The sequence below is a fragment of the Sphingobium limneticum genome (assembly GCF_008710165.1).
GTDB lineage: Bacteria > Pseudomonadota > Alphaproteobacteria > Sphingomonadales > Sphingomonadaceae > Sphingobium > Sphingobium limneticum.
Map to the genome: position 1 here is coordinate 45,621 of NZ_VYQA01000003.1, position 16,341 is coordinate 61,961.

14 protein-coding genes are annotated in these 16,341 nt (G+C 64.2%); 5 read left to right on the top strand and 9 right to left on the bottom strand.

The annotated features are described in order from the left end of the window. The first annotated feature begins 9 nt into the window (after positions 1-9). From der to F4U95_RS04915, 4 genes are all read left to right on the top strand, one after another. Entirely contained in the window at positions 10-1,377 is a 1,368-nt protein-coding gene (der, locus tag F4U95_RS04900; protein ID WP_120249310.1) for a ribosome biogenesis GTPase Der, read from the top strand. Between the two features lie 4 nt (positions 1,378-1,381). Continuing rightward, a complete protein-coding gene (locus F4U95_RS04905; protein ID WP_150424807.1) occupies positions 1,382-1,594 on the top strand; it encodes a sulfurtransferase TusA family protein in 213 nt (70 codons plus the stop codon). Between the two features lie 95 nt (positions 1,595-1,689). Then, positions 1,690-2,127 carry an Hpt domain-containing protein gene (locus F4U95_RS04910; RefSeq protein ID WP_120249308.1) on the top strand — a complete coding sequence of 146 codons (438 nt, stop codon included), beginning with the start codon at positions 1,690-1,692 and terminating at the stop codon, positions 2,125-2,127. A gap of 43 nt (positions 2,128-2,170) precedes the next feature. Then, positions 2,171-3,175, top strand: coding sequence for an LLM class flavin-dependent oxidoreductase (locus F4U95_RS04915; RefSeq protein WP_150424808.1), 1,005 nt, complete (start codon positions 2,171-2,173; stop codon positions 3,173-3,175). Here the strand turns inward: F4U95_RS04915 and F4U95_RS04920 are convergent. Next, positions 3,145-4,260 carry an acyltransferase family protein gene (locus F4U95_RS04920; protein WP_246171495.1) on the bottom strand — a complete coding sequence of 372 codons (1,116 nt, stop codon included), beginning with the start codon at positions 4,258-4,260 and terminating at the stop codon, positions 3,145-3,147. The genes F4U95_RS04915 and F4U95_RS04920 overlap by 31 nt on opposite strands. A 236-nt stretch (positions 4,261-4,496) precedes the next feature. Between F4U95_RS04920 and F4U95_RS04925 the strand changes: the two genes are divergently transcribed. Continuing rightward, a complete protein-coding gene (locus F4U95_RS04925; RefSeq protein ID WP_425505033.1) occupies positions 4,497-6,155 on the top strand; it encodes an ATP-binding protein in 1,659 nt (552 codons plus the stop codon). 9 nt (positions 6,156-6,164) lie between these two features. Here the strand turns inward: F4U95_RS04925 and F4U95_RS04930 are convergent, their stop codons facing one another. From F4U95_RS04930 to F4U95_RS04965, 8 genes are all read right to left on the bottom strand, one after another. Beyond that, a complete protein-coding gene (locus F4U95_RS04930) occupies positions 6,165-7,616 on the bottom strand; it encodes an MATE family efflux transporter (protein ID WP_150424809.1) in 1,452 nt (483 codons plus the stop codon). Positions 7,617-7,782: 166 nt separating this feature from the next. Next, entirely contained in the window at positions 7,783-10,482 is a 2,700-nt protein-coding gene (locus F4U95_RS04935) for a valine--tRNA ligase (protein WP_150424810.1), read from the bottom strand. 47 nt (positions 10,483-10,529) lie between these two features. Further along, the gene (locus tag F4U95_RS04940) at positions 10,530-11,126 is read right to left on the bottom strand and encodes an ATPase (RefSeq protein WP_150424811.1); all 597 of its coding nucleotides are present in this window, start codon (positions 11,124-11,126) and stop codon (positions 10,530-10,532) included. Beyond that, a complete protein-coding gene (locus F4U95_RS04945) occupies positions 11,123-11,338 on the bottom strand; it encodes a hypothetical protein (RefSeq protein WP_120249301.1) in 216 nt (71 codons plus the stop codon). The genes F4U95_RS04940 and F4U95_RS04945 overlap by 4 nt, the downstream gene beginning before the upstream one ends. A 39-nt stretch (positions 11,339-11,377) precedes the next feature. Beyond that, positions 11,378-13,420: an alpha/beta hydrolase family protein gene (locus tag F4U95_RS04950; protein WP_150424812.1), complete on the bottom strand. Its 2,043-nt coding sequence runs from the start codon at positions 13,418-13,420 to the stop codon at positions 11,378-11,380. Positions 13,421-13,530: 110 nt separating this feature from the next. Further along, positions 13,531-14,019 (bottom strand): DUF2497 domain-containing protein, encoded by a 489-nt coding sequence (locus tag F4U95_RS04955; protein WP_150424813.1) that lies wholly within the window; start codon positions 14,017-14,019, stop codon positions 13,531-13,533. Between the two features lie 70 nt (positions 14,020-14,089). Continuing rightward, positions 14,090-15,592: a TolC family outer membrane protein gene (locus tag F4U95_RS04960; RefSeq protein WP_150424814.1), complete on the bottom strand. Its 1,503-nt coding sequence runs from the start codon at positions 15,590-15,592 to the stop codon at positions 14,090-14,092. 20 nt (positions 15,593-15,612) lie between these two features. After that, positions 15,613-16,245 (bottom strand): protein-L-isoaspartate O-methyltransferase family protein, encoded by a 633-nt coding sequence (locus F4U95_RS04965; protein WP_120249297.1) that lies wholly within the window; start codon positions 16,243-16,245, stop codon positions 15,613-15,615. Positions 16,246-16,341: the final 96 nt, after the last annotated feature.

Consider the following 16,341-nt stretch of genomic DNA (forward strand, 5'->3'; position numbering starts at 1 on the left):
AATACGGGCATGCTGCCCACGGTAGCTATCGTCGGACGTCCCAATGTGGGCAAGTCCACCCTCTTTAACCGCCTGGTCGGCAAGAAGCTGGCGCTGGTCGACGACCAGCCCGGCGTGACCCGCGACCGGCGTGAGGGGGAGGCAAGCCTGCTCGGCCTCGACTTCACCATCGTCGACACCGCCGGCTATGAGGATGAGGACGCCAACTCCCTGCCCGGCCGGATGCGGATGCAGACCGAAGCCGCCGTCGAGGATTGCGACGTCGCGCTGTTCGTGATCGACGCCCGCGCGGGCATTACCCCGCTGGACGAGGAAATCGCCCGCTGGCTGCGCGCCAATGACGCGCCCGTCATCCTGTTGGCGAACAAGGCCGAGGGCAAAGCCGCCGACGACGGCGTCATGGAATCCTTCAGCCTGGGGCTGGGCGAACCCATTCCCTTCTCCGCCGAACATGGCCAGGGTCTTGCCGACCTGTTCCAGGCGCTTCTGCCCCATCTCGACCGCGAAGAATTTCAGGCGGAAGAGAAGGATTTTTATGAGGATGAGGAAGGCGCGCCGCTCAAGCTCGCCATCGTCGGCCGCCCTAATGCAGGCAAGTCCACGCTCATCAACCGGCTGCTGGGCGAAAACCGGCTGCTGACCGGGCCGGAAGCCGGCATCACCCGCGACAGCATCGCCGTCGACTGGATGTGGACCAGCCGCGAAGGGCAGGAACGCCCCGTCCGCCTGATCGACACGGCGGGCATGCGCAAGCGTGCCAAGGTACAGGAAAAGCTGGAAAAGCTGGCGGTATCGGACGGCATCAACGCGGTGAACTTCGCCGAAGTCGTGGTGCTGATGATCGATTCCACCCGCGGGCTGGAGGCGCAGGATCTGCGCATCGCCGACCGCGTGCTGGAGGAAGGCCGCGCCCTGGTCGTCGCGCTCAACAAATGGGATACGGTCGAACATGGTTCGGCGCTCTACCAGGGGATCAAGAAGGCGCTGGACGAAGGATTGGCGCAGGTGCGCGGCGTGCCGATCATGACCATTTCCGGGTCCACCGGAAAGGGTCTGGACGACCTGATCCACGTCGCCTTCGAAACGCGGACCGCCTGGTCGCAGCGCGTATCGACCGGCATCCTCAACCGCTGGTTCGAAACCGCGCTGGAGGCCAATCCGCCGCCGGCGCCGGGCGGCAAGCGGATCAAGCTGCGCTACATCACCCAGAACAAGACCCGCCCGCCGACGTTCGTGCTGTTCGGCACGCGCCTCGACGATTTGCCGGAAAGCTATCGCCGCTATCTGGTGAACGGCATCCGCCGGGAACTGGGCTTCGGTGCGGTGCCCGTGCGCCTGACGCTGCGCAGCCAGAAAAACCCCTACGCGACCAAATAGGGCCATGGCCGCCGATCCGACGATCGTGAACGCCAGGGGCATGAAATGTCCCTGGCCCGCCCTGCGCGCCGCCCGTGCCCTGCGTGATGCGCGCGTCATCGTGATAGAGGCGGACGATCCGATCGCCCCGCGCGAACTGGAAGCCCTGGCACAGGCGCAGGGATGGCAATTTTCCGCGCTTGGCGATCATCGTTTCGCCCTAGAACGGGCCGGCTGAACATCCCGCACGACCGACGGCATCGCCGCCCGTTTTAACCTGCTATTTACCGGCAGCGTCTATGTTTGCTTCGCTAGAATGAAGGAGCGGCACGGGTGTCCCAAGATACCGAACTGGTCAACTGGAGCGAATTTTCGCGGACCCGCGGTGAGTTGGGGACCGCCTTTCTGCGCATCCTTGGCTATTTCCGCGAAGATGGCGTCAAATCCATCAGCGCTGTCGAAGATGCGTTTCGCGCCCGCAGCGCCGTAGAGCTGATTCGTCCTGCCCATACGCTGAAGGGCGAGTCGGCCCAGTTCGGCGCCTATCGCCTGAGCAGCATGGCCGAAGAGATCGAGATGGTGGCCCGCCGCTGTGTCGAAATGCACGAAAGCCCGGATGAACTGATCGAAGTCGTCGTCGCGCTGCGCCCCTGTTTTTCCGAAACCATGGCGTTGCTGGACCGCGACGCCAATCCGCTGGTCGCCCGCCGCCCCACCGGCTTTGGTCGCCGCACCGAAGCCCCCACGCCGACATTCGGCCGGGCCGTTTGATCAGGTCTTGAAGTAAAACCCTTCATGCTCCCATATGGGGGGCATGACCCGTTTTTCCCTGCTCGACCTCGTCCCCGTCCGCGAAGGCGATAGCGTCGCCACGGCGCTTGCCAATGCGGCGGACCTTGCCGTCCATGCCGAAGCGCTGGGCTATCATCGCCTCTGGGTGGCCGAACATCATGGCATGGCGGGCATCGCCTCCGCCGCCACGGCGGTCGTGCTGGCCCATATCGGCCAGGCGACATCGACCATCCGCATCGGCGCGGGTGGCATCATGCTGCCCAATCATGCCCCCCTGCTGATCGCGGAGCAATTCGGCACGCTCGACGCGCTCTTCCCCGGCCGGATCGACCTGGGCCTCGGCCGCGCGCCGGGGTCCGACCAGCGCGTGTCGCAGGCGATCCGCCGCAACCTGTCTGGCGGCCCCGACCAGTTCCCGCGCGACGTGATGGAACTGCAGGCTTATTTCGCCAATGACGAACGCCTGTCCATTCAGGCGACGCCCGGTGCCGGCGCGGACGTACCGCTCTGGATACTCGGCTCCAGCCTCTATGGCGCGCAACTCGCCGCCGCGCTCGGCCTGCCCTACGCCTTCGCATCGCATTTCGCACCGGCCGCGCTGGACGAGGCGATCGAAATCTACCGCCGCGACTTCCGGCCCTCGGCCCAGCTCAAATATCCCTATGTGATGGCCGGCTATAATGTGTTCGCTGCCGATACGCAGGCGCAAGCGCATCTGCTCGCCAGTTCGATGCAGCAGGCTTTCGTGCGATTGCGCACCGGTCAGCCGGGCAAGCTGCAACCGCCTGTGCCGGGCTATTATGAAGGCCTGCCGATGCAGGCGCAGGCGATGCTCTCCGACGTGCTCAGCGTCTCCAGCATCGGGACGCAGGCGGATGTGGAACGCGACATCGCCGCCTTCCTCCGTCGTACGCAGGCGGACGAGCTGATCCTGACCGGCCAGATTTTCGATCCGGCTGCCCGCAAGCACAGCTTCGCCATCGCCATGGCGGCGGCTCAGCAGGTGGCGAGCCGCGAAACCGTCTGAGGTTCAGGCTTTTTTAGCCGGCCGCCGCTCAATATGCCGGCGGCGGTCGGCGCAACCCTGCGCAACCCGCCGCCGATCAGCATCACGACGCCCAATATGATGAACGGCTGCGCGACCAAATAGAAGGGGTAGAAGGGCGAGCCCATCCGCCCGAACACGCCGCCCAGCACCGGCCCACCCAGCCAGATCAGAATCAGGTGCGCGCTGAACAGGAAGAAGGCATAGGGCTCGATCCGCAGCAGCACCGCGCGCGCAGGACTGGCCGCCAGCCCCCAGGCAAGGCGCCAGAAGGCGACAGCCGCCGCGATCCGCAACGTCAGATCCAGCGCCCGCTGCGCCGCGGGCCAGGCATCGTCGGTGGTGGAAACCGCCACATAAAGCTGCCCCGCCATCAGCAACGCAAATGGCAGGGCCAGCAACAGCATCGGCCGCGCCGCCACGCGTTCCGCCCAGCCGCCACGCTGCGCTAATATGCCGAGCGCGAAGAAGACCAGGATCGATGCCCGCATCAGCACAGGCGGGCCAAAACCGGCAATCTGGCATCCGGCGGCAACAAGCGCGATCAGCAGCAGCGACCAGTTGGGCAGGCGCACTAGCAGCGGCGCGGCCATCATGCACAGGAACAGGTCGCGCAGAAACGGCATCTGCACATTGATGTCGGGATTGCGGGTGATGATGAAAATTTCGTCGATCGTCCACCACACCGACTGCGGCACCGGTGCGGCCAGCCCCAATTGCCAGGCGGCGCCGGACACCAGCACGATACCGATGATGTTCCACAGCGCCATGGGCAGCAGGATGGTGCGCGCCTTGCGCTGGACATGCTCGCCCCAGTCGCGGGTGCGCCGGCTATTGGCCACCAGCCAGCCGGAGATCAGGCCCAGCAGCGGCACCGCGCTGCGCCCGAACAATTCCATCAACAGCCAGCGCAGATTTTCCTGGCCCGTCCCCCGCAGCGCATGCAGCGCCTCTCCATTCATACCCGTCCAGGCATGCACGTAAACGACGCCCAGGATGCAGATGACCCTGGCTATCGCGATCGCGTCGGAGCGGCGCGCTCCATCAGGATTGGGGATATCGGGCAAGCGGCCATCCAGATTGTTACGCCTTCTCAATGCCCGAACCTCCCACCATGTTCCTGACCGAACATGCATTTGGTCCACATCGGACCCCGGCTCGGCGTCTCTTAACCGTCTCGCTTGATGCTGGCGGGCCGCCCGATAGCGTGGCGGGCAAGGCAGCTAAGCCAATATTTACCTCTTCTCCCTAGAAGCGGCCTGTTAACCGGAAGCCTTTCCGGTCGAAGGGACGACGAAGGCTCATGACCCATATGCCGGGTGCACAACATTTCACGCCCGCCGCCGCAACGCACGGAAATCCCGGCTCGGTCCAATCGATGGGCATGGTGTTCCAGATCGCCGGCTCCAGTTCCAAGGTGCTGATCGACGCGCAGACGCTGGCGATCCTGGGCCAGGATCCCGATCCCTGCATCGCCATGGCCGGTCAGGTCGGCAGCCAGGTGAAAATGCGCGTCGGCAATAGCTGGCTGGTCGCCAGCGTCCGCGCCATGACGCTGGATCAGGCGAGCAAGGGCATCGTCGCCGACATCGACTTTCTGGGCGAAGGCGATGAGGAGAAGCTGACCGGTCGCATCTATCGCTTCCGACGCGGCGTCACCCGCTATCCCACGCCCGGCACTGACATTTTTCCGGTGTCCGGCCATGACATGCAGCAGATCTACGCCGCCGACGACCGCGCCAATGTGGAAATCGGCACCGTCTATCCGACCACGGATACGCGCGCGGCCCTCTATGTCGACTCCATGCTGGGCAAGCATTTCGCGCTGCTCGGCTCCACCGGCACGGGTAAATCGACCAGCGCCGCGCTCATCCTGCACCGCATCTGCGACCTGTCGCCGCAGGGGCATATCGTCATGATCGACCCCCATGGCGAATATGGCGCAGCCTTCGCCACCAACGGCGCGGTCTATGACGTCAGCAATCTGGCCCTGCCCTATTGGCTGATGAATTTCGAGGAACATTGCGAAGTGTTCGTCACCTCCTCCGGCTCCGAACGCACGGTGGACAGCGACATTCTGGCCAAATGCCTGCTCGCCGCGCGGATGAAGAACCGCCTGGCCGAAAGCATCGGGCGCCTGACGGTCGATTCGCCCATCCCCTATCTGCTGTCGGACCTGACCACCATCTTGCAGAATGAAATGGGCAAGCTGGACAAGGGCACCAATTCGCTGCCCTATATGCGGCTGAAGACCAAGATCGACGAGATCAAGGCCGACCCGCGCTACAGCTTCATGTTCTCGGGCATGCTGGTCGCCGACACGATGCAGGCCTTCCTCGCGAAGATTTTCCGCCTGCCCTCCGACGGCAAGCCCATTTCCATCATCGACGTGTCGGCCATGCCGTCCGACATCACATCGACCGTCGTGTCGGTGCTGTCGCGGCTGGTTTTCGACTATGCCATCTGGGCGCGCGACGAACCGCAGCGGCCCATCCTCCTCGTTTGCGAAGAGGCGCATCGCTACATCCCCAACACGACCACCGGCAACGGTCAGGCCGTGCGCAAGATATTGGAGCGGATCGCCAAGGAAGGCCGCAAATACGGCATTTCGCTGGGCCTCATCACCCAGCGTCCGTCGGACCTTGCCGAAGGCGTGCTGTCGCAGTGCGGCACCATCATTTCCATGCGCCTGAACAACGACCGCGATCAGGCCTTCGTGAAGGCCGCCATGCCCGAAGGCGCGCGCGGCTTCCTCGATTCCATCCCTGCCTTGCGCAACCGTGAAGCGATCATCTGCGGCGAAGGCGTCGCCGTGCCGATCCGCGTCGCGCTCGACAATCTGGAAGAACATCGCCGGCCCGCGTCGGGCGACCCGAGCTTCACCGAATTGTGGCGTCAGTCCGGCAGCGAAGCCGACATATTGGAACGCACCATCACCCGCTGGCGCAACCAAGGGCGTTAAGCAGGGACGTCAACCGACCGGCGCGATCCGCCCGGCCGGTTCCGATTCGCTGTTCACCGCCTCGCGGCATTCCTCTTCATGCACCGGCACCATCAGGCGCGCCTTGCGCCATCCGCCGCGCGCATAGACCGTCCATGCCAGCAGCAGCGCCACTCCCGACCCCACCGGAAAGCTGAGCCATAGTGCGTCGGCGCCCAGCACCGGATAGCCCAGCTCGTAAAAGCCCAGCCGCACCCCGAAAAGGGTGAAGGTCAGGATGATCAGCGGCGCCACCACCACGCCATTGGCGCGCATCACCCCGAACAATATCATGGTGACGCCAAAGATCATGAAGCTCCAGCTGGCGAGCAACTGCATGTTCCAGGCCGCGTCGATCGCCGCCTGATTGCTCCCCAGGAACAGCGACAGCAAGGACGCATGGAACAGCAGGATGATGACGATCATCGTGCCGGTGATCGCCAGCAGATAGGAAATGCCATAGCCGGCGATCTTGCCGATCCGGTCCCATCGCCCGGCGCCGACATTTTGCGCCGCCATCGCGCTGACCGCCGCGCCCATCGCCATCGCCGGCATCTGCAGATAGGTCCATATCTGCTGCGCCGCGCCATAGGCCGCCGTCACCAGCAGCCCCTCCCGATTGACCAGGCCGATCATCACCAGCCCTGACGCGGACATGACGATCATCTGCAATCCCATCGGCAACCCCTTGGCCACCAGGATGCGCAGCTGGTCGGCGGCCGGCCACAGATAGCGCAATTCCGCGCCGCGCAGCCGCAGCGGCATATCCCTGGCATAGATGAAGGCCACGACCCCGATCAGGCTGATGATCCCCGCCGCCGCGGTCGCTGCGGCCGATCCGGCAATACCATAGGCCGGGATCGGCCCCAGCCCCAGGATCAGTACCGGGTTCAGCACCAGATCGATCGCCACGCTGACGATCATGAAGATCAGCGGCGTGCGCGCATCGCCCGCGCCGCGCAGCCCCATCATGATCATCACGACCAGCAGGGTCGCGGGCATCGCGAAGAAGATGACGCGCAGATAGACCAGCGCCAGATCATAGGCTTCTGCTGGCGTCGCCAGCATGTGCAGCAACGCCGGCGCCCCGATCCAGCCCGCAGTCGCGACGCCCAGCCCAAGGATCGAACAGAAGCCGACCGCCGATCCGAACGCCCGCCGCGCCGCGTCGATATCCCGCGCGCCGACCGACTGGGCGATCACCACGGTCGACGCCATGCCGAAACCGAACACGACCGAAAACATCAGGAACATGATGATATTGGCGTTGGCCGTCGCCGCCAGCGCCTGCGCGCCCAGAAAGCGCCCGACCCAGATCGCGTTGATCGATCCGTTGAGCGACTGGAGGATGTTTGACGCCAGCGTGGGAATGGCGAACATCAGCAGCGTGGCGCCGATCGGCCCCTGCGTCAGGTCTTTGCTGCCCGGTCTGCTCGCTGCCATGTTCTGTTTCCCTCCACGCAGGCCGATCCAAGGGAGAGACATTCTCTCCCTCCGTTCGCCCTGAGCCTGTCGAAGGGCCGTCCTTTCTCTTCTAAGAGTGGATCAACCTTCGACAAGCACAGCACGAACGATAGTAGCTTTTATGCCCGGCTGTTAGGGGCTTACTTTATCCCAGCCGCTCCAGCGCCGCCTTCAGCCGCTCGGCTTCGGCGGTCTTCTCGGCATGATCCTCGCGCGCCTTGGCGACGGCTTCGGGCTTGGCCTTTTCGACGAAGCTGGGGTTGGACAGGCGACCGCCCAGACCATCCCGCTCCTTCTCCGCCGCGGCCAGCGCCTTGGCAAGGCGGGTCTTTTCCGCCGCGATGTCGATCACGCCTTCCAGCGGCAGGATGAAGGTCGCCTCATCCACCACGATCTGCGCTGCGCCGCCCGCCGGCGGTTCGCCAAAGGTCAGGCTTTCGACCCGGCCCAGCCGCGCCAGCGCCACGCCCTGACGATCGAGCCGGCGATGCGTCTCTTCCGACCCGTCGCGCACCACCATGGGCAGCTTCGCGCCCGGCGGCACGTTGAGTTCGGTCCGCGCGGTGCGGATCGCGCTCACCAGCCGGATCAGCCAGTCGATCTCCGCCTGCGCGTCGCTATCCACGGCGGCCAGCGCCTGCGGCCACTGCGCCACGATCAGTGCGTTGGACCGCGCACCGGTCAGGTGCCACAGCTCTTCGGTGATGAACGGCATGAAGGGGTGCAGCATCACCAGAATCTGGTCGAACGCCCATCCCGCGACGGCGCGCGTCTCTTCGTCCATCGCGCCCTTGGTCAGTTCGATATACCAGTCGCAAAACTGGTCCCACACGAAATGATAGATGGCGTTGGCCGCCGCATCGAAACGCAGTTCGACCATCGCCGTGTCGATCGCCTGCACAGTCGCAACCGTCTCCGCGATGATCCAGCGGTTGACCGGCAATGCGGCATGGGGCGCTTCATGACTGGTCGAGGCCGTGACGCCGTTCGACTGGAGGAAGCGCGCCGCGTTCCACAGCTTCGTCGCGAAGTTGCGGTACCCCTCGACCCGCTTCTCATCCATCTTCACGTCGCGGCCCTGGCTTTCCATCGCCGCCATGAAGAAGCGCAGCGCATCCGCGCCGAACCTGTCGATCAGGCCCAGCGGATCGACCACATTGCCCTTGGACTTGGACATTTTCTGCCCGTCGGCCGCGCGGACCAGACCATGCAGATACAGCTTCTTCCATGGGGCCTCACCCATGAATTCCATTCCCTGCATCGCCATGCGCGCGTCCCAGAAGAACAGGATGTCGAAGCCGGAAATCAGCAGATCATTGGGATAATGGCGCGACAGCTTCTCGCTCTGCTCCGGCCAGCCCAGCGTTCCGAACGGCCACAAAGCCGACGAGAACCATGTGTCGAGGACGTCGGGATCGCGGGTCAGCGTCTTGTTACCCGCAAGCGCCTGCGCTTCGGCCTCGCTTTCGGCGACATAGCTGTTGCCGTCTTCATCGAACCAAGCCGGGATCTGATGCCCCCACCAGAGCTGGCGCGACACGCACCAGGGCTGGATATTTTCCATCCAGTTGAAGAAGGTCTTTTCCCACGTCTTGGGCACGATTTCGATCGCGCCGTCGCGCACGGCCTGCATCGGCGCTACCGCCAGCTTTTCCGCGTCGACATACCATTGGTCGGTCAGCCAGGGTTCGATGACCACGTTGGACCGGTCGCCGAACGGCGTCTGGATCGTGCGCGGCTCGAAATCGGCCGAAACCTCCTCGCCTTCCTTGTCCTTGGTGACGTGTGGGACGAGGAAGCCAAGTTCCTTCATTGCCGCGACCACGGCTTCGCGCGCGCCGTCCACGCCATCCTTCTTAAAGCGGTGCAGCCCCAGGAAGCGGTCCGGGATCAGGCCATCGGCGGTCTGCACGACATTGGCGTCGGCATCGAACATGTTGAGCATCTCGCCAGCCTTGAAGCCTGCCCGCTTGCCCACGTCGAAATCGTTGAAATCATGCCCCGGCGTAATCTTGACCGCGCCGGTGCCCAGCGCCGGATCGGCATGTTCGTCGGCCACGATCCTGAACCGGCGACCCGTGATCGGCTGGAGAATCTCCTTGCCGATAACCGCCTTGTAGCGTTCGTCGTCGGGATGCACGGCGATCGCCATGTCCGCCAGCATGGTTTCCGGCCGCGTGGTGGCGACGACGATATGGTCGCTGCCGTCCGCCAGAGTGACGCCATCGGCCAGCGGATAGCGGAAGCGCCAGAATCCGCCCTTCGTCTCGACCGTCTCGACCTCAAGGTCGGAAATGGCCGACCGGAAATGCGGATCCCAGTTCACCAGCCGCTTGTCGCGATAGAGCAGGCCGCGCTTGTGCAGTTCCACGAAGGTCTTCACGACCGCCTTCGAAAAGCCCTCGTCCATGGTGAAGCGCTCGTTCGCCCAGTCCATGGAACAGCCCAGCCGCCGCAGCTGGCCGGTAATGGTGCCGCCGCTCTCGGCCTTCCATTCCCAGACCTTCTCGACGAACTGTTCGCGGGTGAAATCGGTGCGCTTCTGCTGTTTGGCGTTCAGCTGCCGCTCGACCACCATCTGCGTCGCGATGCCCGCATGGTCGGTGCCGACCACCCACAGCGCATCCTTGCCGCGCAGCCGCTCATAGCGGATCACGATATCCTGCAAGGTATTGTCGAGCGCATGGCCGATATGCAGGCTGCCCGTCACATTCGGCGGCGGGTTCACGATGGTGAAGGGCACCGCGTCTGGTCGTTCGGGACGGAACAGGCCGTTCGCCTCCCAATGGGCGTACCAGCGGGATTCGATATCGGCGGGGTCGAAGGTTTTGGGCAGTTCGGTCATGGTTGCGCTTTAACGGCTGGGGCGCGACACGCAAGAGAGGGCAAGCGTCAGAGCAGGCTATCCATGATCTCTGATGGCAGGCCGGACCGAATCGTGATGCCGCCATCCCCCTTTCGCGCCACCAGTTGCGGTTCGGACAGACTATTGTCGAAGATCCAGGCCCTGTCCGCCCGGTCGAAGAACCAGCGCAGTTGCGCGAAAGACCGCGCCCGGCGCGCCACCACCTTGTCCGGCGGCACATCATGGCCACCCTTGGCCACGCGATAGGCGATCCGTTCCAACTGCCGCTCGACCGAATCCAGATACACATAGATCAGCAGAATCTCGAAGCCCTTGCCCTGGGCCTTCTCCACCAGCCGGCGATATTTGGGACTGGACAGCACGGTTTCGACGCCGATCGTCTGATGCACATCGATAGAGGCATCGAGCCATGCCTCGATCCGCTGCACCGCCGCCAGATTGGCCGCTTCCTGAACCAGATTTTCGCCATCGCGCAGGCGTACCGTCAGCAGATCGGGATTGATGATCCACACGGACCCATCGAATTCGGCCACATCGCTACGCCCATAAGCGGAACTTTTGCCGCAACCGTTCGGCCCCGCCACGATCCACAGGCGCGGGCGGGCATGGCCTTTGCCGCTCAATCCTTCGCCTTGATCGCGCGATTCTCTTCTCGCGCCTTGCGCACACTCGCCTTGAACGAGGCGAGAAACTCCGCGCCGAAATTGGGACTGTCGGCATCGACCACGCGCAGCTTCACGACCTTCCCGTCCTTGTGGACGGTCCGGTATTTCGGCTTGCCCGGCTTGCCGAGGTCGATGGGACCATCGACGATATCGACCTTCATCTTTGCCATGGGGGTCAATATAGCAGGCCGGGCGATCCGCTCAAAGGCTCATTTCCCCGTCCACTTGTCCAACCAGCCCAGCGCCTCGCCATACCATTGCAGCGAGTTTTTCGGCTTCAGCACCCAATGATTCTCGTCCGGAAGCACCAGCAGTTTCGATGCTATGTCGCGTCGCTGGAGCGCGGTGAAGGCGGCCAGCCCCTGCGTATAGGGAATGCGGAAATCCTTCTCGCTCGTCACCACAAGCATCGGCGTCTTCCATGCCGTGACATGATTGACCGGGTTCCATTTCTCGAACTCTTCCGGTTTCTCATAATAGGGGCCGCCATGCTCCCATTCGTCGAACCACAATTCTTCGGTTTCATACGCCATGGCGCGCGCGTCGAACACGCCGTCATGCTGGACGATGCACTTGAACCCGTCGGCCCATAGCCCCTCGATCCAGTTCATCATGTAGCCGCCATAGCTGGCGCCCAGCGCGCAGGCATTGCCCGCATCGACCTCGGCATCCTTCGCCGCAGCCGCCGCCAGCCCCAGCTTCAGGTCTTCGAGCGGCTTGCCGCCCCAATCCTTGTTGATGGCGTCGGTGAAGGCCTGACCATATCCCGTGCTGCCATGAAAATCGACGATCACCGCCGCATAGCCGTGCGCCGCGAACGCCTTGGGATTCCAGCGATACGACCATGAATCGTTGAAGCTGCCCTGCGGTCCGCCATGCACCAGGAAGGCGACCGGCCGCTTGTTCACCGTGCCGCTGGCGGACGGGTTGAGCGGTTTCACGATCTGCCCCCACACCGTATCGCCATTGGCGCCCTTGAAGCTGAACCGTTCGACCGACACGTCATCCACCCCAGCCAGCTTGGCGGCGTTCACATCGGTCAGGCGCACCGGCTTTCCTTTAGCCGGCATCTTCCAGAAATCGGCGGGCGACTGGATGCTGTCCATCGCATAGACGAAGCCGCCCTGCGGCAACGGTACGACACTCCCCGCGTGCCCCTTCTGCGTCAGGCGCACCAGCTTGCCCGACGCGGCATCGACCCGGAACACCGGATTGTCGAGCACGTCATTGGCCGTGACCAGCAGCCCCTTGCCGTTCGCTTCCCAGGCGATCGACGCCACCGACCGGTCCCATCCGTCCGTCAGCGCCTTCGTCGCGCCAGTCGCGATGTTGCGCAGCATCAGCACCTGCCGGTCCGCTTCATAGCCGGGCCGCTTCATCGCGACATAGGCCAGCCATTTGCCGTCCGGCGACACGGTCGGCAGCGTATCGGTCGCATCATTGGCTTGCGTCAGGTTGACCGGCGCCGCGCTGCCATCGGCAACCACGGAGAAGATGTCGAGATTGGTCGACAGCGGTTCGATTCGCCCCGCCTCCCGCAACGCAAAGAACAGCATCTTGCCATCCTTGCTCCAGCTGACTTCCTCCGCGCCGCCGAAGGGCTTTGACGGACTATCGCCGACCAGTGCGCCCATGACCGACACGGCGGGGCCGCCGGCGACCGGCATGACGAAGATCTGCGATCGCTGGCCGTCCGCCCATGTATCCCAATGGCGCACGAACAGCTGGTCGTAGACACGGCCCGACCCCGCATCCTTGGGCGCGTCCGCCTTCACATCGTCGATCGTCTTCGCGCCCACCGGCCGATCGGCCCACAACGCGACCTTGCTGCCATCGGGGCTGAGCAGGAAACCGCTGATACCGCCCGGCGCCTTGCTGATCTGCACCGGCTCGCCACCACTCAGCGCCACGCGCCACAGCTGGTCGTCGCCGCTGGCATTGGACTGAAAATAGAGCGCCGATCCATCGGACGAAAAAACCGGCGACGCCTCATTCTTGTCGGGCTTCGACGCGATCAGCCTGGGTGCCTGCCCCGCCTTGCCGATGTCCAACAGATAGAGGTCCGTCCGCCCCTTGTTCGCCGCAAGATCGGTGCTGCGCAACTGATAGGCCAGCCATTTGCCGTCCGGCGACACCGCCGGCGCGCCGATACGGTCCAGCCCCACCATGTCGGCGGGCGTGAACGGACGCGCCAGTGCGGGCGCGGCGGCCAGAGCCATCGCGCCAACGGCTGCGAGCAATAATGTCTTCATGAAAATCACCCCTGGATCGAACAGTCCAACATCGTGCAGGCGGCGCGCGATCGGCGCCGTCAGGATGCCAAGGGTCTAGGCCGCCGCGAAAGCGACCGCAAGAACGCGAATCAGCGCCCGGTAATGCGCGCGATTTCCTTCGCCACCATCTCTTCGACCATCGAAGGCAGGCGCGTATCGAGCCATTCCTTCAACATGGGCTTGAGCATCGCGCGCACCAGCCCTTCCAGCGTATTGTCGCCGCCGTCCTTGGGCGTGACCAGCATGGAGGACAGGGCCGACAGCGAATGGCGCGCGGCGACTTCGCTTTCCACCGACAGGATCGAATCGTCGGCATCCGCCTCGGCGACGGGTGCGGTCTTGGGCGTGACTTTGGGGGCGGGCACGGCTTCCTCCTCCGCAATTTCGTCGGTCAGTTCCAACACTTCTTCGACGACGGGTTCGATATGGATCGGCTCCACCGGCGCGGGCGCGGCCTTCGCTTCGGCCCGCATACGGCGGGGCGCGGCCTGAACCGCTTCCTCGCCCTCTTCGGCGATGATCCGCTTGATGGAGGAGAGTATCTCTTCCATCGAGGGTTCCTTGGTCATGTCACCCATGGATAGTCCCCGTCCAACCCGCATTGCGCATCCTTAACCGTTAAAATTACCCAGCCGGGTTAACAAGCGGTTAAGGCTGCTTTGTACCCGGTGCGACATTGGCGTTTTGCGCAGGCGTGTCAACGGTCCGCGTGGCGACCGGCGCGGGCTTGCCGTCAAAACCCCAGTCCAGCCACTTGCCCTTCACCCGCTCATAATTGACCATCGGGTCGTAGAGCGTGCCGCTGTCCAGGCCCAGATCGCCTGCTTCGGCATGGCCCATGGCTGCCAAAACGCTGAAACCCGCGACATAGGCGTTGCGCTGCGCCGTCACCAGCAACACCTTGGCATTGAGCGCTTCCTGCTCGGCATTCAGGATATCGAGGATGGTGCGGCTGCCCACGCTATTTTCCGCGCGCACCCCTTCCAAGGACAGATCCGCGGCTTCCACCGCCTTCTGATTCGATACGATGCTCTCCAACGACGCCTGCCAGCTGGCATAGGCGGCACGCGTCTGGGAAATGACGCTGCGCTCCACCTCGATCTCACGCTCGATCGCCTGCGATTCGAGCGCCTGATTCTGGCGCACCTGCGCGGCGGGCCGACCGCCCTGATAGAGCGGGATGCTGAGCTGCACGCCGGCGACGGCCTGCTTGTTGATCTGCGGCCCTTCGACCGCATTGCCCTGCGCATCCTGCGCGGTGCCACCCAGCGTATGGAGATAATTGGTATAGCCCGCCTGGGTGAAGCCGGTGACGGTCGGCAGGCGGCCTGCCCGCGCCACCTTCACATCATAGCCCGCCGCGATCCGGCTCTGCTTGGCCGCCAATATGTCGGGATTGTCGTTGAGCGCGACCTGCACCGCGATCTGAGGCGTGGCAGGCAGACCCGGCAGTGCGGGCGGCGCATCCAGCGTGCCGGCCGCCTCACCCACCAGCGCCAGATAATTTTCGCGACTCGACACCAGATTGGCTTCGGCCGTCTGAAGGTCCGACCGGGCGATCGCCAGGCGCGACTGCGACTGCGCCACGTCGGTGCGCGTCACGTCGCCGACCTCGAACCGGTCGTTGGTCGCCTGAAGATTGACCTCCAGCGCCTTCACATTGGACTGGTTGAGCGACAGCACCGCATTGTCGCGCAGCACATCCATATAGGCCGCGACCACCTGCGAAAAGATGCTGGCCTCGGTCCCGCGCAGATTGGCTTGGCCTGCTTCGACCCGGACCTTGGCCGCCTTCACGCCGTTGCGCACCGCGCCGCCGGAATAGATGGGCACGTTCAGGCTGGCCTGCGCATTCACCGTACGCTGCGGCGATGTGAAGCTGATCGTCGGCTTCAATACGCTTTCGGAAAAGCTGCCGGTCACGTCCGCATTGGGGCGGCCGGCCGCCTTCTGGATCGGCACATTCTCGTCCGTCGCCCGCTGGCCGGCACGCGCGCCGGTCAGCGTCGGGTTGGACGTATAGGCCTTGGCCAGCGCGCCCTGAAGCGTCTCGGCCTGCGCCGCACCCGCCAAGGGGCCGGAAAGGGCGGAGGACAGCAACAGCAAAGCGGCTGCGGCATGATGCCGATACAATATGCGCTTCGCCGTCATCTATCCCCGCCCATCATATTTCAGAACACAAAAGCCTTCGGTGCGCCGAACCCCGGCAACACCACCATTTCGATATCGACCAGGCTGTTGAGGCCCAGCGCCCCAGCAACCACCCGGCCGCTGCTCAGGCGCGTGACGCCGCGATCCGCGACGCCCGTCACCACGCGGGCGTCCTCGGCAAGCTGCTGAACGAGCGTTGCGGGGACTTCCTCCACCGCGCCGTCGATGAAAAGCACGTCATAGGGCGCGCCATCGGCCGCGCCTGCATTCAACGCGCCGCGTACGACGGTGATGCCGGGCACCGCGATCTCCAGAACGCCCTCTTCCTCGACCGCCGTCACCACCGCGCCCATGTCCACCAGCAAAGCGGCGGCATAGCCGGTGGCGGCGCCGATCAGCAGCACCTTGTCGCCCGGCGCGATCTGCGCCTCGGTCAGCAGGCGGCCGGTGACCAGCGGCGGGTTGAGCGCACGGCCGCCCGCCAGCGGGATCGGCCGATCGACATAGGCCATGGACCGGCGTTCTGCGGGCACATAGGCTTCGCGCGGCACCTTGGCCATCGCGGCGATCACGCGCTGATCATCAACGTCGCTGGTGCGCAACTGGCTCTCGACCATGGCGGTTCGCATCGAAGAATAATTCTGCTCGGTCACGATAGTTCTCGCTTGATCCAGTGGGCTTGGCACAACTGTATTGGCAATGCAATACACTAAGCATGTCATCGGACCTCTAAATCAGCATGCGCCCCG